The following is a 26,732-nucleotide window of genomic DNA, read 5'->3' as shown; positions in this document are numbered from 1 at the left end:
CTGTTCCGCGGCCCGTCACCCCCACCGAGAGGCGGTGTGGCGCGCGGAAGAGGCCATTTCCAGCGGTTACAGGCACGGTGAATTGATCCGCTTCTCCGACATTTACCCCAACCAATAGGGGGAATCCCCGATGTCCTGCGGGGCGGGCGGATCGTACCAAGCGAGTCGGGTGGGCAGCGAGGTTTTATGCACCGATCTGCACGCATTCGTTCGAACATGCTCCGGACCACGTCGCTGGGGCGGCTCCCCGCGGCAGGGCTTCGGCCGGTCCGGGGGCCGGTCCTGCGGCCCGTCCTGCGGCCCATGCTCCTGCCGCTGCTGGCTCCGGCGCTGCTGCTTTCCGCACCGGCCCTGGCCGAGGCGCCGGGGCTGCCGACGGGCGGGGTGTTCACGGGCGGATCGGGCACGATCTCCGTCGCCGGCACGACGATGACGATCACTCAGGGCTCCAACCGGGCGGTGATCGACTGGGGCGACTTTTCCATCGGCACCGACCGTAAGGTCCGCATCGACAATGCCGCGGGCGCGACGCTCAACCGGGTGATGGGCGGGCAACTCTCGCGCATAGACGGCACACTTTCGGCCAGCGGCTCGGTCTACCTGATGAACCCGGCCGGGATGATCGTGGGACCGGGCGGCAAAGTGCTGACGGGGGGCAGTTTCGTCGGCTCCACGCGGGCGATCGATCCGGCCGCCTTCATGGCGGGTGGGGCGCTGCACGCGCGCGGGACTTCGGCCGGGGGGATCGAGAACCAAGGTACTATTACCGCGGGCGTCGGTCAGGACGGGGGCGAGGGCAGCGTGGTCCTCATCGCCCGCTCGGTGACCAACAGCGGTCTCATCACCGCGGCGAACGGGCGCGTGACGCTGGCTGCGGCCGACGACGTGCTGCTGGCGACCACCGATGGCAAGGCGGACGGGATTTACGTCTCCTACGCAGCCGGGACCGGCACGGGCGGCGACGTGACCCAGACCGGCCGGATCGAGGCGGCTGCGGCCGCGCTCAAGGCGGCGAACGGCAATGTCTTCGCGCTGGCGGGCAACCGCGAGGGCCTGGTCCAGGCCACTGGCACGGCCACGATCGACGGCGAGCTGTGGCTGACGGCGCCTTCAGGCACGGTGGTGGTGGACGGAACGCTGGCGGCCAGGGCGGCCGACGGCAGCGGCGGCACGATCGGCGTCAATGGACAGCAGGTGCAGATCGCGGCGGGCGCGCTTATCGACGCCTCGGGAACGCGCGGCGGCGAAGTGCTGGTGGGCACGGCCGCCTTCGCGAGCGGGAAAGATATCGCCCAGGTCACCCGGATCGAAAGCGGCGCGGAGATCCGCGCCGACGGCACCGAAGGCGGGGGCGCGGGCGGGGGAAGGGTGGAGACATCCGGGCGCGCATTCACGCTTGGCGCGGCGACGATCCTGGCGGGTCGCGGCGGGCAATGGCTGCTCGATCCCGACGACATCGTGATCGACACGGCGGCGGCGACCACGATCGTCACTTCGCTCAATGCCGGAAGCGACGTCACGCAGCAGACGACGGCGGGCGGCACCGGGGGCAGCGGCAACATCACCGTGGTCGCTCCGGTGATCTGGACCGGCACGGGCGGCCTGACGCTTGACGCGCTCAATGACATCACGGTCGACCAGCCCATTTCCGGCGGCGGCTCGGTCACGCTCACCGCCGGTAATGCGCTTGGCGTCAACGCTGCCGTCACCGCCACTGCCGTGACGGCCAGCGCGGCCGGAGCCACCACCCTTTCGGCCGCAGGGCAGCTTGCCGCGACAACCGGGAACGTGACGCTGACCACGGGCAGCTTCACCAACCAGGCCGGTGCGGGCGCGCTCTCGGCGGGGGGGAACTGGCTGGTCTATTCGGACGACCCGGCCGCCGACAGCCCGGGCGGCCTGATACCGGACTTCTATCGATATGCCGCGCCCGCCGGCACGGCTCCGGCAGCAGGCGGCAATGGGCTGCTCTATGCCGCCGCGCCGAGCGTGAGCTTCACGCTGGGGCCGGTAGTGAAGGATTACGACGGCACCACCACTGCCTTCCTCGACGATGGCAACGTCACCGTCACCGGCCTCATCAATAGCGACGACTGGACGCTGGACGGCACATACGCGGACAAGAACGCCGCCACCGGCATTGCCGTTACCGCCACCAATTTCGAAGCGACCCACGGCGGCATTCCCGTCTTCGGCTATGCCGTGGCAACGCCCAGCGTCACGGCCGCAACGGGCACGATCAACCGCATGGCGCTGACCGCGGCGATCATCGGCAACCCCACCAAGACTTACAACGCCACGACGGCGGTTTCTCTCACTTCGGCCAATTTCCAGCTGACCGGGGTGGCGGCCGGAGAGTCCATCGCCGTCGGCGCCGCCGCCACGGCGGCCTACGATGCGCCCGATGCCGGTGCGCGCACCGTGAATGCCACCTTCGCGGCGCCCAACTTCACCGCCGGGGCAGGGACCAGCCTGTCGAACTACATCCTGCCCACCATCGGCACCGGCGCGGGGCAGATCGCCCCGGCCTCGCTGATCGTCAGCGGCATCGTGGCGGACGACAAGGTCTACGACAGCACCACGGCGGCCGTGCTGAACACCGGCTCCGCCACGATCTTCGGCGTGGTGGGCAGCGATGACGTGATGCTGGACTTCTCCGGTTCGAGCGGCGTCTTTGCGACCAAGAACGTGGGCAATGCGATCGCAGTGACGGCCACCGGCGTCGTACTGAGCGGCGCGGACGCGGGGAACTACGTGGTGGCGCAGCCGAGCGGGCTGGCTGCCAACATCACCCGCGCCGCGCTGGTGGTGTCCGGGCTCACCGCCAACGACAAAGTCTACGACGGCACGCTGTTCGGCGGCGTCAACACGGGCGGCCTCCAGGTTTCAGGCCTCTTCGCGGGGGACGACATCATCCCCGTCGCCGGTCCGGGCGCGCAGATCACTTTCGCCACCAAGAACGTCGGCACGGGCATTCCGGTGACGATCGACGGCCTCAGCCTGAGCGGGGCCGATGCGGGCAATTACGACCTCAGCTTCTCGTCCACGCTGAGCGCCGCGATCACGCCGCGTCCGCTGTCGGTAACCGGCAGCGGCATGCCGACCAAGGTTTACGACGGGTCGACCTCCGCCATCGTGACATCCTCGCAAGTGGCGCTGGGCAATCTCGTTTCCGGCGAATCCATCACGCTGAATCAGGCCTCCGCGCTGGACTATGCCTCTAAGAACGTCGGCATCTGGGACATCGCCGTCTCGCTCAGTCCGTCGGACTACGTGGCAGGGCCGAATACCCTGCTGTCGAACTACAGCCTCCCCACGGTGGGCGCGATCCAGGGCGAGATCACCCCCGCGCCCCTGAACATCACCATCATCGGCAATCCCACCAAGACCTACGACGGCAATGCCAATGCCTCTCTGGGGCCATCGAACTTCCAGGTGGACGGCTGGGTCACCGGGGAAGGCGGGACAGTCACGCAGAGCCAGGGCACCTATTCCTCGTCCAACGCCGGGATCTGGACGGTTTCGGCCAATCTCGACGCCAGCAATTTCACCACCGATCCCGGCACATTGCTGTCGAACTACATCATCCCTTCGCCGGTCGCCGGCCTTGGCACCATCGTGCGGCGCAACCTTGGCCCGGGCGTGATCGTCGTCGACATCACCGGCAATCCCACCAAGGTCTACGACGGCAATACCATCGCCACGCTGACCCCCGCCGACTACACGCTGAGCGGCTTCATCACCGGCGAAGGGGCCACGATCACCCAGACGGTGGGCGAATATGGCAGTGCCAATGCCGGGCCGCAGGCGGTGACCGTGCAGCTTGCGCCGACCGACTTCGATCCCTTCGCCAACACCAACCTCGCCAACTATACCCTGCCCACCGAGGCCACCGGCATCGGCACGATCCTGCGTGCGCCGCTGACGGCCAGCGTGATCGGCAACCCCACGCGCGTCTACAACGGCACCACGCGGATCGGGCTTACCTCCGGCAACTTCGCGATTTCCGGCCTCGTCAGCGGCGAGAGCATTTCCGTGCTGTCCCGCGTGGGCAATTATGACAGCCGCAACGCCGGTGCGCGCTCTATCCTGGTTGCACTGGCTTCGGCATCGGAGTTCGTGGCCGGGGCGAACACGCTGCTGACCAACTATGCCCTGCCCACCGAAGCGGTGGGCCCCGGCACGATCACGCCCGCGCCGCTCAACGTGCTGGGCATCAGCGCCCAGAACAAGGTCTACGACCAGACGACGCTGGCGCAGCTGGCCGGGACGGCGACGCTGTACGGGCTGGTTACCGACGATGACGTGACGCTGGACCCATCGGCCTCCACCGGCACGTTCGCCACGGCCAATGTCGGCAACGGCATCGCGGTGACGGCTTCGGGCTACACGGTGGCCGGGGCGGACGTGGGCAATTACACCCTGTTCCAGCCCAGCGGCCTGGTGGCCAATATCACACCGCGCGGGCTGACCATTGCCAACCTCACCGCGCTCGACAAGTTCTACGACGGCACCACCGCCGCCACGCTCTCGGGCGCGGCGACGCTCTCGGGCGTGTTGGCGGGGGACGACGTGGCGCTGGACGGCGGCAGTTCCTCGGCGGCCTTCCTCCAGTCCAACGTCGGCACGGACTTGCGCGTCAACGTGGGCGGATACGGCATCTCGGGCGCGCAGGCGGGGAACTACACGCTTTCGCAGCCCTCGGGGCTGACGGCGGACATCAATCCGCTGGCGCTGACCGGGAGCATCGTCGGCAATCCGACCAAGACTTACGACGGCACCACCCAGGTCTCGCTGACCGCCGCCAACTATGCGCTTTCGGGCTTCATCACCGGAGAGGGCGGCACGATCGCGCAGTCCGCGGGGGCCGCTTACGACAGTGCAAACGCGGGCGCGCGCACCGTCACCGCCACGCTGGTGGTGTCGGACTTCAGGGCCAATGCCGGTACGCTGCTGTCCAACTATGTCCTGCCCACCAGCATTTCCGGCCCCGGCACGATCACCCAGGCGGCGCTGAGCGCGATCATCATCGGCAATCCCACCAAGGTCTACGATGCCACCACGGCCGCCACGCTGACCACCGCCAATTACAGCCTCAGCGGCTTCGTGGCGGGCGAGAGCGCGGACGTGACGCAGGCCCTGGGCTCTTACGACAGCAAGAACGTCGGCGCGCGGGTGGTCACGGCCACGCTGGGCGCGGGCGACTTCACTGCCGGGGCAGGCACCCAGCTTGCCAACTACATCCTGCCGGTTTCCGCCTCCGGTGCGGGGACGATCACGCCGGCCAGCCTGCAGGTGGTGGGCATTTCCGCGCTGGACAAAGTCTATGACGGCACCACGCTGGCCGGGCTGGACAGTTCGCTGGGCTCGCTGACGGGCATTCTCGGCAGCGATGTCGTCACGCTGGTTTCCAGCGGCGCAAGTGGGCAGTTCGCCACCAAGAACGTGGGCGTCGACATTCCGGTCACGGCCACCGGCTACACCGCCGCCGGGACCGATGCGGCGAACTACATCGTGCTGCAGCCTGTAGGCCTTGCGGCGGACATCACCGAAGCGACGATCCAGCTTGCCTCCGTCACGCGGGTCTACGATGCCACGACCGGCCTTCCCACCGTGGGCAGCGCCTACACGCTTTCGGGTGTCATCGCGGGAGACACGGTGAGCGTCGATGCCGCCGGCATCTCGGGCAATTACGATACCAAGAACGTGGGCACCGGCAAGCTGGTGACGCTGTCCGGCCTTGCCATCACCGGCACCGATGCGCTGAACTACTCGATCGCATCCAGCGTGACCAATGCCGCCATCGGCACGATCACGCCCGCAACCCTCAACGTGATCGGCGCGACCGCGCTGGACAAGACGTACAACCAGAGCGCGCTCGCCGCGCTGGACAACAGCGGCACCGGCCTCAGCGGCGTGCTCGGCAGCGACGTGGTCGTCCTGGACACCGCCGCCAGCACCGGCACTTTCGTGGACGGCGCGGGCAATCCCACCGCCAACGCCGGCTTCTGGAACGTGACGACCAGCGGCTACACGGTTTCCGGGGCCGATGCGGGCAATTACAACCTGGTGCAGGCCCAGGGCCTCACCGCCCGGATCAACCCGCTCCAGATCATCCTGGCTTCGGTGACCAAGGTCTATGACGGCACCACGGCGCTGCCCTCTGCCTCCACCGGCTACAGCTTCACCGGGGTCCTGACCGGCGACACCGTCAATGCCGACACCTCGGGTGTCTCGGGCCAATATAATGCCGGTGCCAATGTCGGCTCGGGCATGTCGGTGACGGTCCGCAATCTCGCCCTGTCGGGCGCCAGCGCGGGCAATTATTTCGTCAGCAACGATGTGACCGGCCCCATCGGCACGATCACGCAGGCCCAGCTGACGGCGGCGATCATCGGCAATCCCACCAAGACTTATGACGGCAACAACCTGGCCACCCTGACTTCCGCGAACTACCAGCTCACCGGCTTCGTCACCGGCGAAGGCGCCAGCGTCACGCAGACCACCGGCGCCTACGACAGCGCCAATGCGGGCGCACGCACGGTCACCGCCGTGCTCGGCAGCGGGGACTTCTCGGCCACTGGCGCCACGCTGCTGTCCAACTACGTCCTGCCTGTCTCCGCCAGCGGCGCGGGCACGATCGACCAGCGTGTACTGACGATCAGCGGGGTCGTGGCGAACGACAAGGTCTACGACGGCACCACCGCCGCCACGCTGAACAGCACGAATGCCGCGCTGGTCAATGTCGTGAGCGGAGATACCGTCTCGCTGGTCTCCACGGGGGCGGCGGGCACGTTCGACAGCCGCAATGTCGGCACTGACATTCCGGTGACCGCCTTCGGCTATGCTCTCGCCGATGACTTCGGAAACTACGTGCTGGTTCAGCCCACCGGGCTCTCGGCGGACATCACCCAGGCACTGATCCAGCTGGTCGGGGTGACCAAGACCTATGACGGCAACGTGACGCTGCCGACGCTGTCTTCCGCCTATACCCTGACCGGCGTGGTCTCGGGCGATGACGTGACCGTCAATACGGCCGGGATCACCGGCGAATACGCCGACAGGAACGTGGCGAGCGGCATCAATGTCTCGCTGATGGGACTGGTGCTCGCAGGCGGCGACGCTGCCAACTACAGCATTTCCGGCACGGTCCTGGCCCAGCCCATCGGTACGATCACCCCGGCCACACTGAACGTCTCGATCATCGGCAATCCCACCAAGACTTATGACGGCACGACCGCCGCGACACTGGCCGCGGGCAATTACCAGATCACCGGCTTCGTCACCGGAGAGGGCGCGACGATCAACCAGACCCAGGGCGCCTATGCCAGCGCCAATGCCGGGATCAGCACGATTACCGCTGCGCTGCTCGCCGGCAATTACGACGCCGACAGCGGGACGCTGCTCTCCAACTACGTGCTGGCGACAAGCGCGAGCGGCGACGGCACGATCAACCCGGCCTTGCTGGGCATCTCGATCGTCGGCAATCCCACCAAGACGTACGACGGTACCATTGCCGCCATCCTGGGCACGGCCAACTACCAGCTCACCGGCTTCATGGGCAGCGAGAGCGCTACGGTAACGCAGACATCGGGGCGGTACGACAGCGCCAATGCCGGCGCGCGCACCGTCACCGCAGACCTCGCCAACAGTGACTTCGTCGCCGGTTCGGGCACGCTCCTCTCCAACTACATCCTGCCGACCACCGCGAGCGGCGCGGGCACCATCAACCAGGCCGTGCTCTCGGCGGCGATCGTCGGCAATCCCACCAAGACCTATGACGGCAACACGGTGGCGGCCCTCACCGGTGCCAATTACCAGCTCACCGGGTTCGTCACCGGCGAAGGCGCCAGCGTCACGCAGGCCATCGGCGCCTACGACAGCGCCAATGCCGGCGCACGCACCGTCACCGCCGTGCTCGGCAGCGGGGACTTCACGGCCAATTCCGGCACCCTGCTGTCGAACTACGTCCTGCCGCTCGGCGCCAGCGGCGCGGGCACCATCGGGCAGGCCACGCTTTCCGCCGCAATCGTCGGCAATCCCACCAAGACGTACGACGGCACCACCCTGGCCACGCTGGCCTCCGGCAACTACCAGCTGACCGGCTTCGTCTCGGGTGAAAGCGCCAGCATCACGCAGGCGCTGGGCGCCTATGGCAGCGCCAATGCGGGCACCCGGCTGGTCACCGCCCTGCTCGGCAGCGGGGACTTTGTCGCCGGGGCCGGCACGGACCTTGCCAACTACGTCCTGCCGGTGGAGGCCGCCGGCCTCGGCACCATCGACCGCGCCGTGCTTTCGGCGGCCATCGTCGGCACGCCCACCAAAGTCTATGACGGCAACGCCGCCGCCCGCCTGACCAGCGGCAACTACGCACTCACCGGCTTCGTCACCGGAGAGAGCGCCAGCGTGACGCGCAGCATCGGTGTCTACGACAGCCCCAACGCCGGTGCGCGCACCGTCACGGCCAGCCTGGTGGCGGGAGACTTCGTTGCCGGCGCCGGTACGCTGCTGGACAACTACGTCCTGCCGGTCAGCGCTACGGGCGCGGGGTTGATAGGGAAGGCCACGCTGGCGGCTTCCATCGTCGGCATCCCGGTCAAGACCTATGACGGCACGACGCTGATCACGCTGGTTCCGGGCAATTACCAGATGACGGGCTTCGCCGTGGGCGAGGGCGCCGCGGTGACGCAGGCCAGCGGCACGTTCGCCGCGCCCGATGCCGGGTTCCGCCAGATCACCGCCACGCTGGGCGCGGGGGACTTCGCGCCCCAGTCGAACACCTTGCTCGACAACTACATCCTCCCCACCCAGGCCACCGGCATCGGCCTGATCGAACGCGCCGTGCTGACCGCCACCATCCTCGGCAATCCCACCAAGGTCTACGACGCGACCACGGCTGCCAGCCTGACGAGCGCCAACTATGCGCTCACCGGCTTCATCGCCGGGCAGGGCGCCACGGTGACCGAGACGGTCGGCACTTACGACAGCGCCAATGCCGGCGCGCGCACCGTCACCGCCGCGCTCGGCAGCGCCGACTTCGTGGCGAACAGCGGCACGTCCTTGCTGAACTACGTCCTGCCCGCCAGCGCCAGCGGCGCGGGCACGATCACGCAGGCCGTGCTGGCCGCCGTGATCCTCGGCAATCCCACCAAGACCTATGACGGTTCCACGGCGGCCCTGCTCACGCCGGGCAACTTCCTGCTCACCGGCTTCATCGGCAGCGAAAGCGCCACGGTCACCGCGACTTCGGGCACATACGCCGATGCCAATGCCGGCATCCACCTGGTGACGGCGATGCTGGGCAGCGGGGACTTCGCGGCAGGGGCGGGCACGGTTCTTTCGAACTACCTGCTGCCGACCACGGCAGCGGGGCTGGGCACTATCGAGCGGGCGGTGCTCTCGGCCGCCATCGTCGGCAATCCCACCAAGCCCTACGATGGCACCAATGCCGCCACGCTGACCGGGGCAAACTATGCCCTGGCCGGTTTCGCACCGGGAGAGGGCGCCGCGGTGACGCAGACCGTGGGCACTTATGCAGGCGTGAACGCGGGCCTCTGGACCGTGACTGCCGGTCTGGGCACGGCGGACTTCACCGCCCAGTCCGGTACGCTGCTGTCCAACTACATCCTGCCGACCAGCGCCAGCGGGCCGGGCACGATCGCGCGGGCCGTGCTGACGGCCGCGATCATCGGCAATCCCACCCGCACTTACGACGGCACCACCGGCATCGGCCTCACGCCCGGCAACTACCTGCTCACCGGCTTCGTCGGCAGCGACGGGGCCAGCATAACCCAGGCGCAGGGCCGCTACGACAGTGCCAATGCCGGCGCGCGGATCGTGACCGCGCTGCTTTCCGAAACCGACTTCGCCGCCCTGTCCGGCACCCTGCTGTCCAACTATGCCCTGCCGACCAGCGCCAGCGGCGCGGGCACCATCGAACGCGCGGTGCTGACGGCCGCCATCGTCGGCAACCCCAGCCGCGCCTACGACGGCACCACCGTCGCCCGCCTGACGAGCGCCAACTATGCCCTCACCAGCTTCGTCGCGGGCGAGGGCGCCAGCGTCACGCAGGGCCAGGGGCTCTACGACGGTCCCAATGCCGGGCCGCACACCGTCACCGCCGCGCTGGCACAGGGTGATTTCAGCCCGAACAGCGGCACCCTGCTGGCGAACTACGTCCTGCCGACCCTGGCCTCGGGCACGGGCACCATCTCCCGCGCGGACCTGACGGTGGCGATCACCGGCAATCCCACCAAGGCCTGGGACGGCACCACCGATGCCCAGCTCGTGCCCAGCTATTACACGATCACCGGCTTCGCGGCCGGGGAAGGGGCGACGATCACTCAGGCCTCCGGCACTTATGCGGAGGCTTCGCCCGGCCGCCACCAGGTGACCGCGCTGCTCTCCCCGTCGGACTACCTGGCCGATAGCGGTACGCTGCTGTCGAACTACAACCTGCCGGACAGCGCCGAAGGGCCGGGCACGATCCGCCCGCCGTTCAACTGCACCTCGCTCGCATCCTGCCTGCCCGAACCGCCCGACCTGGCCCGCTTCGCAGCAGGAGCCTTCCCGCGCTTCTACGTGGTCTATCCCAGCGTCTTCCCGCGCTACCAGGCCCATACCCAGGCCTTCGCGGCGATGCCCAGCATCCTCGATCCGGGCGGCGTGGTCCTGACGGCGGACGGCTGGCTGGTGGCCAAGCGCAGCACGGTGCTCAATTCCAGCGAGCAGATCCTGGCGCGCGGCGGCGGTAGCATGGAAGTGCGTATCCGCTACGAAGCGCCGCCTGCGGCGATAGAACTGGGCGAACCGGGCGGCATGGGGGGACAATGATGCGATCCACGATATTGCGAAGCCGGTCCGCGCGGGCCGTGACGGCGCCTGCCGCCCTTCTGGCCGGGGTGGCCGTGCTGACCGGCGCCGCCCTGCTGCCCGCCACGGCCGCGGCGCAGGACTTCGAGCGGCGCCTGCCCAAGGCCCCGCCGCTCCCCGCCACGCCCGAAGTGCCCGTGCCGCCCGAAACCCCGCCGCCGCCTGCGGACGCCACGCCGATCCTGCCGCTGTTGCGCGGGCTGGTCTTCGTCGATGGACCGGGCGCGCTGCAACCTGCCGGGATCGCCCCGGAGGGTGCGGAAAGCGGCATTTCCGTGCGCGGCCTGCCGCTGCTTGCCGGTCCGGCCTTCGATGCGGCGGTGCGCCCCTATCTCGGCCGACCGCTGACCCGCGCCGATCTCGACGCCGTGGTCCGCATCGTCCAGGATACCTACCGCGCCACCGAGCATCCTTTCGTGGACGTCAGCGTGCCGCCGCAGAACGTGCAGAGCGGCGTGGTGCAGGTGGTCGTCACCGAATACCGCGTCGGCGCCATCGAAGTGACCGGCAACCGCCATTTCTCCACCCGGCTGATCCGCGGCATGAGCGACCTCGATCCCGGGGAAGTGCTCACCCTGCCGCGCCTGCGCGAGGCGCTGGACGATTACAACCAGAACTCCTTCCTCACCGTGGACGGGGTGCTGCGGCCCGGCCGGGGCACCGGCACGACCGACCTGGTGCTGGAAGCGCATGACCGGCTGCCGCTGCGCGTCTATGGCGGCTATGACAACCAGGGCGTCGCCACGCTCGGCAGGGACGAATGGTTCGTCGGTTTCAACTGGGGCAACGTGCTGGGCACCGGGCAGATCCTGTCCTACCAGTTCACCCGCAGCTTCGAGGGCCGCTATACCTCGCATTCGGCCAGCGACGTCATTCCGCTCTCCCCGAACGACAAGCTGCTGGTGTTCGGCGCCTATGCCACCCAGAAGCCGAAGATCGCCGACCTGTTCGACAGCAAGGGCCATTCCGGGCAGGTCAGCGCCCGCTTCGTCCACGACCTGCCGCGCAGCGGCGCGCTCAGGAGCAGCATGCAGCTGGGCATCGACTACAAGCGGGCGGACAACAACCTGGAGTTCCTGGGCTTCCGCGTGCTCGATACGGCGGTGGAGGTTTTCCAGTTCCCGGTGGTCTTCACCGGCACCGTGGACGACCGGCTGGGGCAGACGGTGATCGAGAACCAGATGGTGTTCTCGCCCGGCGGGGTGACCCGCTACAACCACGATGCCGATCTCCAGCAACTGGTGCCTTATGCCAAGGCGACTTATGCCTATGACCGCATTTCCGTTACCCGCACCACTTGGCTGCCCTACCGCATGAGCTGGGTGCTGCGCGGCATGGCGCAGTTCGCCACCAGCAACCTGCCCTATAGCGAGCAACTGGCGGCAGGCGGCCTCGGCAGCGTGCGCGGCTACGATCCCAATACGGCGCTGGGCAGCGAGGGCTTCCTGCTCAAGACCGAACTCAATGCGCCGGCCTTCTCGGTGATTTCCGGCAGCGGTTCGCTGACCGACCAGATGCAGCTCGGCCTCTTCGTCGATTACGGCAAGGTCTGGCAGCAGCGCCGCCTGCCGGATTCGCCCAAGAATGCCGAACTGGTGAGCGTGGGCGGCAAAGTCCACTATACGCTCGGCCGCTACCTCGACCTGGAAGTGGACCTGGGCCACCAGCTGCAGAAGGCGCCCTTCGCGCGGGACCGCGATACCCGGCTGGCAGTGATGGCCATTGTGGGGTTCTAACTTCAGGCGCGTTTCTACAGGCTTCTACCGATGGCCGGCGGCGGTGGTTCTGCCGATGATCCTGCAGGATTTTATGGTCCGACAGGGAGTCATGCGCCGATGAGACTGAGCCCCCGCGCGTTCTCGATCGCCGCCCTGGCGGCCCTTGCCTTGCCCGCGCCCGGCGCCCTGGCGCAGGAGGCGGGCGATCCCGCCCCGGCGCCTCCAGCGCCCGTCCCCGCGCCGCCTACGCCTTCCGCCGAGCCCGTCGGTCCCCCCGACCCTTCGCAAACGCCGCCGGTGAAGAAGGAATCGAAGTTTCACCGCAACTTCTTCGACGAGACCGACGGCAAGCTCGATTTCTCCAACTTCCTGGCAAAGGGCGGGTTCTTCCCGATGCCGGTCATCATCACCGAGCCGGCGGTGGACGGCGGCTTCGGCGTGGTCGCGCAGTTCATCACCGTGAACAAGGACGATCCCAAGCGCACCACGCGCCGGATGCTGGGGGCGGTGAAGACCGGCAACGGCTCCTATGGCTACGGCTATTTCCAGTCCGGGTCGGCTTTCGATGACCGGGTCAGCTACAAGTTCGGCGTGGGGCGCGGCAAAGTGACGCTGAAGGCCTATCCGGACATCCTGCCGTCCGGCCTCGAATATACCAACAAGTACGATTACGGCGCGCTCGCCTCGGTGCGGCTGCACCTGGCGGATTCGCGCTTCTCGCTCGGACCGCTGTTCGATTTCCGCAAGCTGCACTCGCGCATAGACCTCGACATCGAGGATCTGCCCGAGCGCTTCTCCGACTTCGAGCGCAAGCTCAAGACCGGCGCGCTCGGGTTTGGGGTCCATTTCGACAGCCGCGACAATGCCATGACCCCCACCGAGGGCCTGAACATCTACGCCGAAGGCAAGTTCAACGACGGCGCTTTCGGCAGCGACCGGGACTTCCAGATCTACGACGTGCACGGCTACGGCTTCCACAAGCTCTCGCCCGAATGGCGGTTGGGGGCGAAAGTGGAAGTCGATGCGATCCGGGGGCACTATCCGGTCTACTTCGCGTCCTCGATCAACTTGCGGGGTATCGAGGCGCGGCGCTACCAGGGCGAGACGGCCGTGAGCACGGAACTGGAAATAACCCGCCAGATCAGCCCCCGCTGGGCGCTGCTGGGCTTTGCGGGGCTGGGCTTCACCGATGCGGGCGGGGCGCGGATCTTCGACAATTCCGGCGCAAAGATCGCCGGCGGGGGCGGCTTCCGCTATCGGATCGCCCGAAAGCTGGGTCTCGATGCCGGTATCGATGTGGCCTATGGTCCCTCGGGCGCGGTGTTCTACCTCCAGTTCGGCCACGCCTGGGCATTCAACCTGGATTGACCGGGGCCGGCTCGGCTTCTTTTTCGGATAGCCATTCGCGCCGAATGCGGCCGCGCGCCCTTCGGACAGTCTCGCTCCAGTCGCAGCACGCCGGATGGCGGGCACAAAAAAATGGATGGGAGCGCAAGGCTCCCATCCATCCTTCGATCCGATCGATCGCGAAGGGTCAGTCGACCGCCATCGCCGCCGCCGCCAGCTTTTCGAGATCGAGATACTGTTCCTTCTCGACCGATACGCCGACGCCGAAGATCGTGCCGTTCTTGAACTCACCCGGCGAGGCGTATTCCTCGCTGACCGCATCGCCGCTGTCGCGCCCGATGCACAGGCCGTCACCGGAGAGCGTGAACTTGCCGAGCTGGGTCTTCATGTCGCCCGAGTCCACGGCCTGTTCGTTGACGTAGAGCGTGGTCTTGCCCAGCGATTCTCCGTATTCGCCCGCCTTCTCGCGGATGAACTCCATGCCCAGCGAATACTTGCCGGGAGTGAGCTTGTCCGAGACGAACTTCTGCTCGGGCTTGATGCCCAGGAAGTTGTAGACGTAGTGCAGCTTGCCGTCCTTGATGAACAGCGAGTGCCCGCCGAAGCGTGAGCCATGCGCGAAGATCACGCCTTCGGTGCTGTCGGTCACTTCGACATCGGCGATGATCTTGTAGTTGCGCCCACGCACGTTCACGGCAACGCCTTCCGGTACGGGCGCGGTGCCCGGATAGTAGACGTAGCGTTCACGCGGCGGCTCGGTGGAGGGACGTTCGGTGCCCAGCACTTCGGCCGCGCTGCGGTCGTCAAGCGGAAGCACGTTGTTGGCATCGGCTTCCTCGAACCAGGCCTTGATCAGGGCCTGCAGCTTTTCGGGATGCTCCTTGGCAAGGTCGACCGATTCCGAGCGATCCTCGTCGACGTTGTAGAGTTCCCAATCGTCCTGGTCGAAGTGGCCCTTGCCGGTCAGCGGGGCATGGATCGCGGCGGCCTTCCAGCCGTCTTCCCAGATGCCGCGGGTGCCGAGCATGGCGTAGTACTGGCGCTTCTTCTGCGTCGCGCCGTCGGCCTCGAAGCTGTACTTCATCGACACGCCGGACAGCGGGTGCTGCTTCACGCCGTGATGGGTTTCGGGCATCTGGATGCCGATGCATTCGAGCAGCGTGGGCACCAGGTCCACCGCGTGGTGGTACTGGTTGCGCACTTCGCCCTTGGCCTTGATGCCCTTGGGCCAGGAAATGACCATCGGGCAGGCGGTGCCCCCGGCATATTCCGAATAGCGCTTGAACATCTTGTACGGCGCCGAGAAGGCCGCCGCCCAGCCGGTGGGATAGTGGTTGTAGGTTTCCGGCCCGCCCAGCACGTCGAGATACTTGAGGTTCTCTTCGACCGAGTCGGGATAGTTGTTGAAGAACTTGTTCTCGTTCACCGAGCCGTTGGGACCGCCTTCGCCCGATGCGCCGTTGTCGGAGCAGTAGAGGACGATGGTGTTGTCCAGCTGCCCGCTCTGTTCGAGGTAGTCGATCAGGCGGCCCACCTGCACATCGGTATATTCCGACATGCCGGCATAGACTTCGGCCATGCGCGAGAAGAGGCGCTTTTCGTCCGCGCTCAGTTCCTCCCACGGGCGCACGTAGTCGCCGGGGTTGGCCTGGTCTTCGCGAACCGGGTTGAAATCTTCCAGCTTGGTGCCGGCCGGCAGCAGGCCCTTCTCGATCATCCGGGGCACGACCCACTTGCGATAGGCGTCGTAACCGTCGTCGAACTTGCCCTTGTACTTGTCGGCATATTCCTTGGGGGAATGGTGCGGGGCATGGTTGGCGCCGGGGCAGAGCCACATGAACCAGGGCTTGGAGGGGTTGCTGGCCTTCTGGTCGCGGATCATCTGCATGGCCTGGTCCACCAGGTCCTTGGACAAGTGGTAGCCGTCCTCGGGCAGGTAGGGCTGGTCGATGAACTTGTTGTCCTCGACCAGGTCGGGATACCAGTTGTTGGTCTCACCGCCGAGGAAGCCGTAGTACCGGTCGAAGCCCTTCTGCAGCGGCCATTCCGACTTCGGCCCGCCGGAGCAGATGTCCTGTTCGGGCACGTTGTGGTCCTTGCCCAGCCAGTAGGTGCTGTAGCCGTTGCCCTGCAGCATCTGGCCGATCGACATGCAGTTTTCCGGCACGCGGCCGCTCCAGCCCGGGAAGCCGTTCGACGCCTCGGTAATGCAGGACATGCCGTTGAGGTGGTGGTTGCGGCCCGTCAGGAAGCACGAGCGGGTGGGCGAACACAGCGCGGTGGTGTGCCACTGCGTGTAGGTCAGGCCGTTGTCGGCGAGCTTCTGCAGCGTGGGCATGTTGATGGCGCCGCCATAAGGCTGCCATGCCGCCTGGCCGGTATCATCGTAAAGCACGATCAGGACGTTCGGTGCCCCTTCCGGCGCCTTGGGCGGCAGGAATGGCTCCCAGTCCGCTTTCGAATCGCGAATGTCGAGCTTGATGACGCCTTTGAATTCCTTCTGGGCCACGGCCAGTCTCCTTCATTTCGGTCGGCATTTCGGGTTGGGTTCATGCCGCGCTCGCGCGCCTTCCGGGCCGCGAAAGTTCGGCCGGACATGAATTTGTGACGCACCGTATCGGCGGTTCGGCGGCTCCTTCGGCGCGTCACGCCCTATCGGGTACCCGATCCCCGTGGCGGCACCCATCGGGACTCTCCCGCGAAAGACCCAGGCGATTCCCTGACATGGCGATGGGTCCGGCCCATTCAGGAGCCGCTCCCGGGCCGGTCTCGGGAATTGTCCCCCCGCAAAGGCAAGGAAATCGCCCATAGCCCCGGCCCCGGGGACGGGCGAGCGTGCCGGTATTGGCCCGGGGGCTGGCCCGGTGCTGGCCCGTATTGGGCCCTGACCGGGCGGGCCGGTCCATCGAGGGAGAACGACCAGATGAGATTCGCCGCGACACTCGCTGCCCTGTTGCTGGCGGGAACTTGCGCTGCCGCTCGCGCGCAGGAGCAGGATGCCGCTTCGGCCGGTGCCGCTTCCGAAGGGCAGGCGCTGGCGGACAAGCTGGCGAACCCGATCTCCAGCCTGATCTCGGTGCCGCTCCAGTCCAATTACGACTGCTGCTACGGCCCGGCGGACGGGGACCGCTATACCCTGAACATCCAGCCGGTGATCCCGCTGGGCATCACGAAGGACTGGAACCTCATCACCCGCACGATCCTGCCGGTCATCAGCCAGGAGACCACCGTACGCGGCGGCAAGGGCGACACCGGCCTCGGCGATACCCTGCAGAGCTTCTTCCTTTCGCCCAAGGCGGCGAAAAACGGCGTGGTCTGGGGCGTCGGCCCGGCCATTCTCTGGCCCACCGGCAATGCCACTTTCGGGTCGGACAAGTTCGGCGCCGGGCCGACCGCAGTGCTGTTGAAGCAGGGCGGGGGGCTGACGTTCGGCTTCCTGGCCAATCACCTCTGGTCATTCGCCGGCAAGTCTTCCGCGCCGGGGATCAGCCAGACCTTCCTCCAGCCTTTCATCACCAAGACCCTGCCCGATTCCACCAGCTTCGCCCTCAACACCGAGACGAGCTACGACTGGAAGTCCAAGGACTGGACGGTTCCGGTGAACCTTTCGGTCAGCCATGTGGTGAAGTTCGGCAAGCAGCCGGTCAGCCTGGGCGTGGGCGCGCGCTACTATGCCGAGCGACCCCGCTTCGGCCCGGAGTGGGGCGCCCGCTTCGTGATGACCCTGCTGTTCCCCGAATAAGGCGGTTTCCCGGACAGGCGGATCAATCCTGCGCGAACTCGGCATTAATCCCGATGGGGCGGCTGGCTTCGCGGGCAGATAGTCATAGCCGCCCGTCGGGCGACCTTAGAGGAGAGACTATATGGCACGTTCCGGCTCAATCGGCCCGACACGGAAGGCGGCGCTCATGGCGACCGCGATGGCATTGGCGGGGATAGGGGCGCTATGCGGGCCGGTGGCGCCTTCCGCCCGGGCGCAGGCCGCTTCCGCGGATGCCGCCTCCAGCCCCATCGACCCCGCCGCCATGCAGGCCATGGACCGCATGAGCGCCTTCCTGCTGACTCTCGGCAGCTTCCGCGTCACGGCGGACGCCACCACCGAGCAGGTTCTGGTCACCGGCCAGAAGATCCAGTTCGGCGGCAAGGTGAACATCCTGGCGAAGCGGCCCAATGCCTTCAAGATCGTCACGGATTCTGACACCCAGCTTCGCGAGATGTACTACGACGGCAAGACCTTCACGATCTTCGCCCCGCGCGTGGGCTTCTACGCGGACTTCCCGGCGGCCTCCTCGATCGGCCTGACCATCGACAAGGCCAAGCGCGACTACGGCATCGAGCTGCCCCTGGCCGACTTCTTCACCTGGGGCACCGACCAGACCCTGCGTTCGCGCGTGAAGGAGGCCATGGTCGTGCGGCCGGAGACGATCGATGACCGCAAGTGCATGCACTATGCCTTCCGCCAGGAGAAAGTGGACTGGCAGATCTGGATCGAGGACGGCGCCCGGCCGCTGCCCTGCAAGCTGGTCATCACCAACAAGGACGATCCCGCCATGCCGCAATATGTCGCCGTATTGCACTGGGACACGCAAGTGACGCCGGGCACGGCCGACCTGGCCTTCACCCCGCCAGCGAACGCACATCGTATCACCATGGCGGACGTCAATGCCGCCGCAACCAAGGGAGAAGGGCAGTGAGCCTGATCGTCTCCGCGCCTCTGGCGCTCGTGGCCGGACTCGCATTGGGGCTGGACGGGGTCTCGGCCGCGTCGCTGGCAGGGCCGGACATGCTGCCGGCATCGGCCGTGTCGGGAAGTGAGGCGCAGCTTGCGCCGGGTGGCGGCCAGCGCCGTCCCGCAGGCGGCGGTGCCCACGCGCGGCCTGCCGGTGGCGGCGGCGGAGCGCGTGCCGCCGCGCCCCGCTCCGGCGGCCGTCCGCCGGTGCGCGGCGGGGCCTCCACCAACATCAACCACAGCGCCGATCGCAACGTGAACCGGAACGTCAATCGCAACGTGAACCGCAATGTCGACGTCAACGTCCATGGCGACTATCACGGTGGTTATCACGACGACTGGGACGATTGGGACGATCACTGGCACCCGGTGGCGACGATGGCGGTTGCCGCCACGACCGCGGCGGTGGTCGGCTCCATCGTCCGCAGCGTGCCGCCCAGCTGCACCACGACGATCGTCAACGGCGTCAGCTACTCCCAATGCGGCAGCACCTGGTATCAGCCGCAGTATTCGGGATCGTCCGTCCAGTACGTCGTGGTCAATCCTCCGCGCTGAGGGGACCGGCGCGCCGGCGCTCGTCGGCGCGCAGACGCTGGACGCAAGGGAAAGGCGGCGGACCGATCCGGTCCGCCGCCTTTCTCGTTACCGGCAATGCGATCAGAACGAGGCCTGGAGCAGCACCGCCGGGCCATAGAGCTTGTAGCGCACGCGGCCGTCCCAGCGCTCCTTGTCGATCCCCAGGCGGTAGTCGACATAGCGATAGGCCACCCCCAGCTGGAGGTTCTTCGCCACCGCGTAGTTGGCGCCGACCTGGGCGTTGAGCAGGCGGCCGTCGTAATCGTCGATCTTGAGCGAAAGCCAGTCGAACCGGCCGTTCAGCTCCACCCGCGGGGCGACCTTGTACGTCACGAAGGCGCCGATCGTGGGGAGCGGTGCCAGCACGTTGCGGCGGCGGACTTCGCTCTGGCCGGTCACGCCGCCCACGGTGCCCACGCCGCTGAGCGACATCTCGAACCGGGTGACGTGCGCGCCGATCGCGGCGCCCAGTTCCACCGTGGAGTTCTGCACGAAGGCATAGCCCACGGTGAGGCGGTAGATCTCGCTGTCGAAGCCGCTGCGCACCTGGGCAGTGGCGGGATAGACGACGCCGTCGAACGAGATGTCGCGCGCCAGGCCGATCTGGCCATTGCGGTTGAGCTTGTAGAAGTCAGCGCCCACGACCACCCGGCCGAAGCGTGCACCGGCCGTGAAGGAGGGCAGGATCTCGTCCTTGTCGAGCGCCAAGTCCTTTTCGAAATCGATGTCCGTGCCGATGTCCGCCTGGGTCTTGGTGGCCACGCGCACGTCGGTATCGACTTTGGGGAAGAACGCCATGGCGCTGACCCAGTACTTGTTGTCCAGCGTCTGGGCCGAGGCGGGGGCGTGGAGCCCCAGTGCGGCACAGGCCGATGCCAGCAGGGCGATCCGCCGTCTGTTGCGGGCGGGCCGCATCCGCTCAGGCGCGCTTTGTCCGGAACCTCGGCGGAGTGTCGGAACCACGTCGGAAATCTGGGCTTCCATGGTCTGCTCCTGTCAGAGGCGGCCTGGTATCGATGGCAGGCGGCCCAAAGTGAATGAGGTCTTCGAAAAGGCGGGGAGAACCCGGGTGACGGGCTCTCAATTCGTGGTTTTCCCGAAGGATATGCCTGCAAGGATATGGGCGCCGCCGAGTCCCGCGTATCCGGGCCAATCCCGAGGCAGGCATCAGGGAAACCCCTACTCCTGCACCCAAGGAGACGCGGTTCCGGCCGGGGCAGGCGCCGGGGAAGTCGAGAGCGCCCGGCACGGCATCTACTGCGGCGCAGGCTGCGTGGCCGGCAGCACCCCCGGCACGGTCCGCCAGCGGTCGAAATCGGCGCGGGCTTCGCCGCGCATGGACTGGCTGAGCAGCAGCATGGGGAACTGCGATTCCCGGATGCCGCCCGATGCCGGCCGGTCGATGTCCATGATCAGCATGAGTGACATGACCACCAGCAGGTTCATCACGCAGGACAAGTAGAAGCTCGCGCGGGTGCGGATGATGTAGCCGATGATGAAGGCGGCGATCAGCACGTAGACGATCAGCACCCAGAACACTTCCTCCGGCACATGAGCCATGCGACCGGTCTTGCGCGAAGTATCGAGGTCTATCACCGCGTTGATCGAGGACACGAAAGTGCTGGACATATCGTACTGGCGGATGCTGTCGAACCCGGCCAGGGTGGCGGACCAGATGTCGTTGACGATGCGGTTGTTCTCCGCCAGCTCGTTGCGCAGCTGCTCCGGCGTCGGGTCTCCGGCCAGGGCTATGCGGTTATCGGTATAGCGGGTCAGCAGCGCGCTCAGGCGGGCACGGTGCGGGTCGGGCAGGATCTGCGTCTGGAGATAGGCCGTGCCGATGGCGTTGGCTTCTTCCAGCACCAGGCCCCTGCGCGTTTCGAAACGGTCCACCGCCAGAGCGAAGGTGAAGCCCAGCAGCAGGGCCAGCAGGCCCAGCACGGCCGGTACGATCGCGCTGTTCACATCGTCGCCCGGATCGTCGGCCCCGGCTTTCGCGGAGGTGGTGGCCGCACCCGGCATGCGGGGATCGGCACTGACCGTGGTAGAGCGGCGCGCCCCTTCGATCCGGGTTCCCAGCCTCATGCCCAGCCATGTCAGGCCGACCACCACGGCAAGGAGCACGAGCCCCAGGATGACGATGGGGACCGAGGCAAGCGGACTGGTTATGGGCATCATGACAGGCTCCGTTGGGCGAGAGATGGGGCGGCAAGCGATGGGGCAGCGGGGCGGGAAATCGGGCCGGTGCTCACACCAGTCGCGTGGCGATGGCGGTGAAAAGGAACAGGCCTGCCACGGACATCACGAAAGCCACCAGCAGCACGGAGCGGCCGAGCTTGAAAGGCTCGACGCGGGCGACGTCGCGCAGGGTGATCCAGTAGCTGGCCGTGCCCAGCAGCATCGCGCCGGTACCCGCCGCCGCCAGGAACATGCCGACATGCTGCGGGCTGTCGGTACGGGTGATCTGGGCGTTGTCCGCCAGACTCTGGAGAAATTTGTAGATCGTGAAGCCGAAGCTGAGCATCGACAGCGAAGTGCGGATCCACGCCATCAGCGTGCGGTCTGCCGCCAGGATCGTGCGGATTGCGCCCAGGTCGCCCGGTAGTTCGGGCGTTTCTCCCTGGGCAGGTTGCGTCGTGGCCATCAAGGCATCTCCCGTGTAGGACCCGATCAGGGGGCGGCGGTTCCCATTGTCGCGGCACGCGCCTCGGCAGCGTCCCGCATCGCCTCGGCCCGGCGCTCGGCCCGCTCGCGGAGCGCATCCATGTCGCGGTCCAGGAAATAGTTCAGCAGCGTCCTGAGGACGGCGATGGCGGCCAGCTTGCCGATGGCGTCCCAGTTGGGTGCGATCGTGGTTTCCACGATGTCTGCGGCAAGCTGGAACGTCAGCCCGGCCACCAGCCAGCGCCCGAGCGAAAGCCAGACCGGGCCCAGTTCCTCTTCGGAACCGTTGAACAGCAGCAGGCGCGACAGGCCGATGGCGCCCTGGATCGAACCGATGGCAATGGCCAGCATCGCCAGCAGGTTCACCCCCAGCGCCAGGTATTCGGCTATGCTATGCAGAATGTCTTCCATCGACAGGCCCCTTCTTCGGACCCTGGGAGGATGTTCCGTTCGGGCGGCCTTTGCCCATCGGGAGAATCCCCGGCAAAAGCGGCGGCGGCTCCCCGAAGCGAGGGCCGTGGGCCCTTGCGAACAGGGATACCAGTGAGTATCTGAAAGGCGGGAAGGGAGCGCGCCCATTCGCGCCAACCGCTCGCAGGAGAGCCCATGAAGCACCAGATCAACCGCGTCCGCCACGAACTGCACCGCCGCACGCTCGTGGTCAGCCGGGTCGAGAACGTCACGCCGAACATGTTGCGGCTTACCCTGAGCGGGGACGAGCTGGCCGGTTTCACCAGCCTCGCGCCTGACGATCATATCAAGGTCTTCGTGCCCGAAGGAGAAAACGGCGAAACCGCCATGCGCGACTACACGCCGCGCCGCTACGACGCGGAAAACAATGCGTTGATCGTAGACTTCGCGATTCACGAGGCAGGGCCGGTCACCGCCTGGGCTTCGGGCGCGAAAGTGGGCGACGAGGCGCGCATCGGCGGTCCGCGCGGTTCGCTGGTGGTGCCGCAGGACTTCGACTGGTGGCTGCTGGTGGGAGACGAGACCGCATTGCCCGCCATCGGCCGCCGGATCGAGGAACTCGCGCCCGGAACCCCCGTCACCAGCCTGGTCGCCGTGACAGGGGCGGAAGAAGAGCAGGTATTCGCAACCGCCGCGCAGCACGAGGCCATCTGGGTGCACCGCCCGGCCGCGCAGGCCATCGATGCCGAACCGCTGCTGGAAGCCCTGCGCCAGTTCGTGCCGCCCGCGGGCGACGGTTTCATCTGGATCGCCGCGGAAGGCGCCGTGACGCGGGCGCTGCGCACTTATGTGCTGGAGGAACTGGGCCATGTGCCGCAGTGGCTCAAGGCCAGCGGTTACTGGGTGAAGGGTGCGGCGGACACGACGGAGAAGTTCGAAAGTTGATCCCCGGGGCGCCGCTGCGGGCAAGGCGCGGCGCCTCTTTGAATACCGATTAGTATCCCGAAGCGGGCCGCGCAGACGGCCCGCTTCGGCAAGAAACGCCAGGCCGTCCGAACGAGGCGGACCGACAGGAGAAGTGGGCATATGACGCGGCTGACGCGGAGTGAAAGCCAGGCGCTCACGCGCCTGCGGCTGCTGAAATCGGCGCGCGAGCTGTTCCGGCGCGACGGCTATGCCGTGACCTCGGTAGACCGCATCGCCGAAGCGGCGGGCTACAGCAAGGGCGCGGTCTATTCCAATTTCGAGGGCAAGGAAGCGATCTTCCTGGCCGTGCTGGAATCGGAAAGCGAGGAGAACCTCCGGGAATTGCTGGCACGGCTGGAAAAGGCCGAGGAAACGGCGGAAATCGTGACCATTCTGGCAGATTGGGCCGATGAGCGCTCGCGGTTCGGGGGATGGTCGCTGACCATTCTGGAACATGCCCGCGTGGCCCAGGGCAAGGACTCGCTGCGCCGACAGGAAGAGATCGTGCGCGGGCAGTGGCGCAAGCTCGGCAGCTATCTGCTCGGCCGTTTCCCGGGGTGCCGGGCCGCGCCCGAGCAGCTTGGCGCGCTGCTGTTCGAGATCGCCTTCGCCCCGGCCCTGACCTTCGTGTCCGCACCCCGCGCCGGAGACCTCGTGCGGCTGGCGCTGCCGCCCCTGCTTCCCGGCTAAGGCCCCTGCTCCACCACGAAAGTTTCCCGCAAGGGTTGTAATCGGGAAACCGCCCGGTATCCTGAATCCCGTCGTGTCCGGATGGCCGGGTGCGGCGGAGATTGCCGCCATGATCGCTGCCCAGGCGCCGCTTCGCGCCCCGATGAGACGCGTCCCCAAGGCGCGAACGTCGCCCAGGTCTCCGCAGACCTGCGAGCGCGCTCCGCCCGGCGCCTGACGCGCAAGCTCTCGATACCGACAACCAAAACCGCTCCGCGGCCGTTACCCTGGTGACGGCCGAGGCTTCGGCGCGCCTGCAGGCGTGCCCGCCGCCCATCCACCCGATCTGCCCGGACCGATTTCTGGCCGACAGATCACGACAAGGAACCGCCATGCCCGCCCCGACCTCGTCCGCTCCCAGTGCTTCAGGCCTGACTTCCTCCGGCCCCCTCGACCAGCCCGTCACCCTGCACGTCTGGAAGGAGAAGTACCGGCACGCCGATGAGCAGAGCCCGTCCGACACCTTCCGGCGCGTGGTGGCGGGCGTCTATGCCCGGGACGATGCCGCCCATGCGGCCGAGGCGCTGGCGGCGCTGGAGGCGCGCGACTGGGTGCCCGGTGGCCGCATCTTCGCGGGCGCGGGCACCGGCAAGCGGGTGACCTGGATCAACTGCTTCGTCAGTCCGATCATCCAGGATTCGATGGATACCGAGCCGGACCTGCCGGGCGTGGGCATAATGGACGCCTTGAAAGTGGCCGCCTTCACGCAGCAGCAGGGTGGCGGCATCGGCATGGACTTCGGCACGATCCGCCCCGACGGCGCGGTGGTGGGCCGCACGGCCTCGGTCTCCTCGGGCGTGATCCCGTTCATGGTCATGTGGGACGGCATGTGCGTGACGATCCGCAGCAGCGGATCGCGGCGCGGCGCGATGATGGCCATGCTGCCGGTCTGGCATCCGGACGTGATCGCCTTCGTGGAGGCGAAGACGCGCAAGGACGTGCTGAAGAACTTCAACGTCTCGGTGGCGATCACTGACGATTTCATGGCCGCGCTGGAAGCCGATGCGGACTGGGACCTGGGCTTCTCCGTGCCCCGCGCGGACGGCAGCCATGTCGCCGTCACCGAGCGCGACGGTAAGCCGTGGTACGTCTATCGCCGCATGCGCGCGGCGGAACTTTTCGACCTCATCACCCGCACGACTTACGAATATGCCGAGCCGGGAGTCGTCTTCGTGGACCGGGTGAACCGGCTCAACAACCTTTCCTACTGCGAGACGATCTCGGCCACCAACCCTTGCGGCGAGCAGCCCCTGCCGCCCAACGGCGATTGCGATCTGGGCCACGTCAACCTGGCCAACATGGTGCTCGATCCCTTCACTGCCGCTGCGCGGGTGGATTGGGAGCGGCTGGCCAGAACCGTGCGGATCGGCGTGCGCTTCCTCGATAACGTGCTGGAAACCTCGCCCTTCCCCACCGAGGACCAGCGGCTGGAGGCGCAGGCCAAGCGCCGCATCGGGCTGGGCTTCACCGGCCTGGGCAATCTGCTTCAGCAGCTGGGCCTGCGCTATGGCGAGGCTGCCGTGCCGATGGTGGAGGAAGTCTGCGCGGCGATGGCGGCAGAAGCCTATCGCGCCTCGATCGCGCTGGCGAAGGAGCGCGGGCCGTTCCCCGCCTATGACCGGGACCAGTTCGCCCGTGCGCCGATGCTGGACAAGCTCCCCGCGGACATCCGCGCCGACGTGGCCAGCCACGGGATCCGCAACGGCGTGCTGCTCACCATCGCGCCCACCGGCACCACCAGCATCTTCTACGGCAATGTCAGCTCCGGCATCGAGCCGAGCTTCTCCTGGCGCTACAACCGCGCCGTCGTGGTGGAGCAGACCGCCACCGAGCAGCGCACGGAAAGCTTCACTGTCGAGGACTACGGCTGGTACCTCTACAGCCGCCTGCCGGGCTTCGATCCGGCCGCGCCGCTGCCGCCCTACATGGTGACCGCGCTGGAACTCTCGGTGGAGGATCATATCGCCGTGGCCGCCGCCGCTCAGAAATGGGTGGACGCGGCGATCTCCAAGACGATCAACTGCCCGGCGGACATGCCCTACGCGGCGTTCCGCGCGGTCTACCTGAAGGCCTGGGAGACCGGCATGAAGGGCTGCACTACATACCGGCCCAGCGGCGTGCGCGGTTCCGTGCTGTCAGAGCCGGTGGCGGAACAGGTGAAGGAAACGGCCGGGGAAACGGCCAAGCCTGCAGCGCCGGCGCCGACTTTCCCCAGCGAGGCGCCGGTGCCCAAGCGCCCGGAAATGCTTCAGGGCCGCACGATCAAGATCAAGTGGCCGGTCGATGGTGAGAACTACTACCTCACCATCAACGATTACCTCGCGCCGGACGGCCGCCGCATTCCCTTCGAAATCTTCATCAACACCAGTTCGGCCGAGAATTTCGAGACGATGGCGGCGCTCACCCGCACCCTCTCGGCGGTCTGCCGCCGGGGCGACGCGGTGTTCATCTTCGAGGAACTGGAGCGCGTCCATTCGGCCAAGGGCGGGGCTTTCGTGGCTCTGGAGCACGATACAAAGGGGCGCTACGCCCCCAGCCTGATCGCGCTGATCGGCCGCATCCTGCGCGAACATGCGGAAGGCCCGGTCGGGGCGCCTGCGGCGACGAACGACACGGGGGTTGCCGGAGAGACCTGCCCGAATTGCGGCGAGCACTCCGCGATCATGATGGAAGGCTGCCTCACCTGCCCGCAATGCGGCTTCAGCAAATGCGGGTGAGGC

General features: G+C 67.2%; 14 protein-coding genes. 9 read left to right on the top strand and 5 right to left on the bottom strand.

The window, feature by feature from the left end:
- The first annotated feature begins 216 nt into the window (after nt 1-216).
- The 3 genes from ACZ1J6_RS00435 (at nt 217) to ACZ1J6_RS00425 (ending at nt 13,958) form a co-directional block, all read left to right on the top strand.
- Complete coding sequence (locus tag ACZ1J6_RS00435; RefSeq protein ID WP_465127325.1) at nt 217-10,833, top strand: YDG domain-containing protein; 10,617 nt, start codon at nt 217-219, stop codon at nt 10,831-10,833.
- A 38-nt stretch (nt 10,834-10,871) separates the two neighbouring features.
- Complete coding sequence (locus ACZ1J6_RS00430) at nt 10,872-12,608, top strand: ShlB/FhaC/HecB family hemolysin secretion/activation protein (protein WP_465127324.1); 1,737 nt, start codon at nt 10,872-10,874, stop codon at nt 12,606-12,608.
- A 99-nt stretch (nt 12,609-12,707) separates the two neighbouring features.
- On the top strand, nt 12,708-13,958 hold the full coding sequence (locus tag ACZ1J6_RS00425) for a BamA/TamA family outer membrane protein (protein ID WP_431567805.1): 1,251 nt from the start codon (nt 12,708-12,710) through the stop codon (nt 13,956-13,958).
- Nucleotides 13,959-14,124: 166 nt separating this feature from the next.
- On the opposite strand, the gene ACZ1J6_RS00420 is transcribed toward ACZ1J6_RS00425, so the two are convergent.
- Nucleotides 14,125-16,446, bottom strand: a complete 2,322-nt coding sequence (locus ACZ1J6_RS00420; RefSeq protein WP_431567804.1) for an arylsulfatase — start codon at nt 16,444-16,446, stop codon at nt 14,125-14,127.
- A gap of 414 nt (nt 16,447-16,860) precedes the next feature.
- Between ACZ1J6_RS00420 and ACZ1J6_RS00415 the strand changes: the two genes are divergently transcribed.
- From ACZ1J6_RS00415 to ACZ1J6_RS00405, 3 genes are all read left to right on the top strand, one after another.
- Nucleotides 16,861-17,679, top strand: coding sequence for a hypothetical protein (locus ACZ1J6_RS00415; protein WP_431567803.1), 819 nt, complete (start codon nt 16,861-16,863; stop codon nt 17,677-17,679).
- A 121-nt stretch (nt 17,680-17,800) separates the two neighbouring features.
- On the top strand, nt 17,801-18,631 hold the full coding sequence (locus tag ACZ1J6_RS00410) for a DUF2092 domain-containing protein (RefSeq protein WP_314467498.1): 831 nt from the start codon (nt 17,801-17,803) through the stop codon (nt 18,629-18,631).
- Complete coding sequence (locus tag ACZ1J6_RS00405) at nt 18,628-19,221, top strand: hypothetical protein (protein WP_465127323.1); 594 nt, start codon at nt 18,628-18,630, stop codon at nt 19,219-19,221. The genes ACZ1J6_RS00410 and ACZ1J6_RS00405 overlap by 4 nt, the downstream gene beginning before the upstream one ends.
- Nucleotides 19,222-19,323: 102 nt before the next feature.
- Here ACZ1J6_RS00405 and ACZ1J6_RS00400 read toward each other — a convergent pair whose 3' ends face one another.
- From ACZ1J6_RS00400 to ACZ1J6_RS00385, 4 genes are all read right to left on the bottom strand, one after another.
- Entirely contained in the window at nt 19,324-20,226 is a 903-nt protein-coding gene (locus ACZ1J6_RS00400) for an outer membrane beta-barrel protein (protein WP_431567908.1), read from the bottom strand.
- A gap of 270 nt (nt 20,227-20,496) precedes the next feature.
- Nucleotides 20,497-21,420, bottom strand: coding sequence for a bestrophin-like domain (locus tag ACZ1J6_RS00395; RefSeq protein ID WP_465127322.1), 924 nt, complete (start codon nt 21,418-21,420; stop codon nt 20,497-20,499).
- Between the two features lie 70 nt (nt 21,421-21,490).
- Nucleotides 21,491-21,886: a YidH family protein gene (locus tag ACZ1J6_RS00390; RefSeq protein WP_132267775.1), complete on the bottom strand. Its 396-nt coding sequence runs from the start codon at nt 21,884-21,886 to the stop codon at nt 21,491-21,493.
- Nucleotides 21,887-21,912: 26 nt separating this feature from the next.
- On the bottom strand, nt 21,913-22,317 hold the full coding sequence (locus ACZ1J6_RS00385; protein WP_431567910.1) for a DUF1622 domain-containing protein: 405 nt from the start codon (nt 22,315-22,317) through the stop codon (nt 21,913-21,915).
- Between the two features lie 195 nt (nt 22,318-22,512).
- Between ACZ1J6_RS00385 and ACZ1J6_RS00380 the strand changes: the two genes are divergently transcribed.
- From ACZ1J6_RS00380 to ACZ1J6_RS00370, 3 genes are all read left to right on the top strand, one after another.
- Entirely contained in the window at nt 22,513-23,262 is a 750-nt protein-coding gene (locus tag ACZ1J6_RS00380; protein ID WP_132267773.1) for a siderophore-interacting protein, read from the top strand.
- Nucleotides 23,263-23,403: 141 nt separating this feature from the next.
- Nucleotides 23,404-23,973, top strand: a complete 570-nt coding sequence (locus tag ACZ1J6_RS00375; protein WP_132267772.1) for a TetR/AcrR family transcriptional regulator — start codon at nt 23,404-23,406, stop codon at nt 23,971-23,973.
- Between the two features lie 371 nt (nt 23,974-24,344).
- A complete protein-coding gene (locus ACZ1J6_RS00370) occupies nt 24,345-26,729 on the top strand; it encodes an adenosylcobalamin-dependent ribonucleoside-diphosphate reductase (RefSeq protein WP_431567911.1) in 2,385 nt (794 codons plus the stop codon).
- Nucleotides 26,730-26,732 lie beyond the last annotated feature (3 nt).

Source organism: Novosphingobium sp. BL-S-21, from assembly GCF_055521655.1.
This window is presented reverse-complemented; position numbering and strand designations above follow the sequence as displayed.

Coding starts and splice junctions, on each gene's coding strand:
- ACZ1J6_RS00395 (WP_465127322.1), bottom strand. CDS start 21,420: ATGATGCCCATAACCAGTCCGCTTGCCTCGGTCCCCATCGTCATCCTG.
- ACZ1J6_RS00370 (WP_431567911.1), top strand. CDS start 24,345: ATGCCCGCCCCGACCTCGTCCGCTCCCAGTGCTTCAGGCCTGACTTCC.
- ACZ1J6_RS00375 (WP_132267772.1), top strand. CDS start 23,404: ATGACGCGGCTGACGCGGAGTGAAAGCCAGGCGCTCACGCGCCTGCGG.
- ACZ1J6_RS00400 (WP_431567908.1), bottom strand. CDS start 20,226: ATGGAAGCCCAGATTTCCGACGTGGTTCCGACACTCCGCCGAGGTTCC.
- ACZ1J6_RS00410 (WP_314467498.1), top strand. CDS start 17,801: ATGGCACGTTCCGGCTCAATCGGCCCGACACGGAAGGCGGCGCTCATG.
- ACZ1J6_RS00425 (WP_431567805.1), top strand. CDS start 12,708: ATGAGACTGAGCCCCCGCGCGTTCTCGATCGCCGCCCTGGCGGCCCTT.
- ACZ1J6_RS00385 (WP_431567910.1), bottom strand. CDS start 22,317: ATGGAAGACATTCTGCATAGCATAGCCGAATACCTGGCGCTGGGGGTG.
- ACZ1J6_RS00390 (WP_132267775.1), bottom strand. CDS start 21,886: ATGGCCACGACGCAACCTGCCCAGGGAGAAACGCCCGAACTACCGGGC.
- ACZ1J6_RS00415 (WP_431567803.1), top strand. CDS start 16,861: ATGAGATTCGCCGCGACACTCGCTGCCCTGTTGCTGGCGGGAACTTGC.
- ACZ1J6_RS00435 (WP_465127325.1), top strand. CDS start 217: ATGCTCCGGACCACGTCGCTGGGGCGGCTCCCCGCGGCAGGGCTTCGG.
- ACZ1J6_RS00380 (WP_132267773.1), top strand. CDS start 22,513: ATGAAGCACCAGATCAACCGCGTCCGCCACGAACTGCACCGCCGCACG.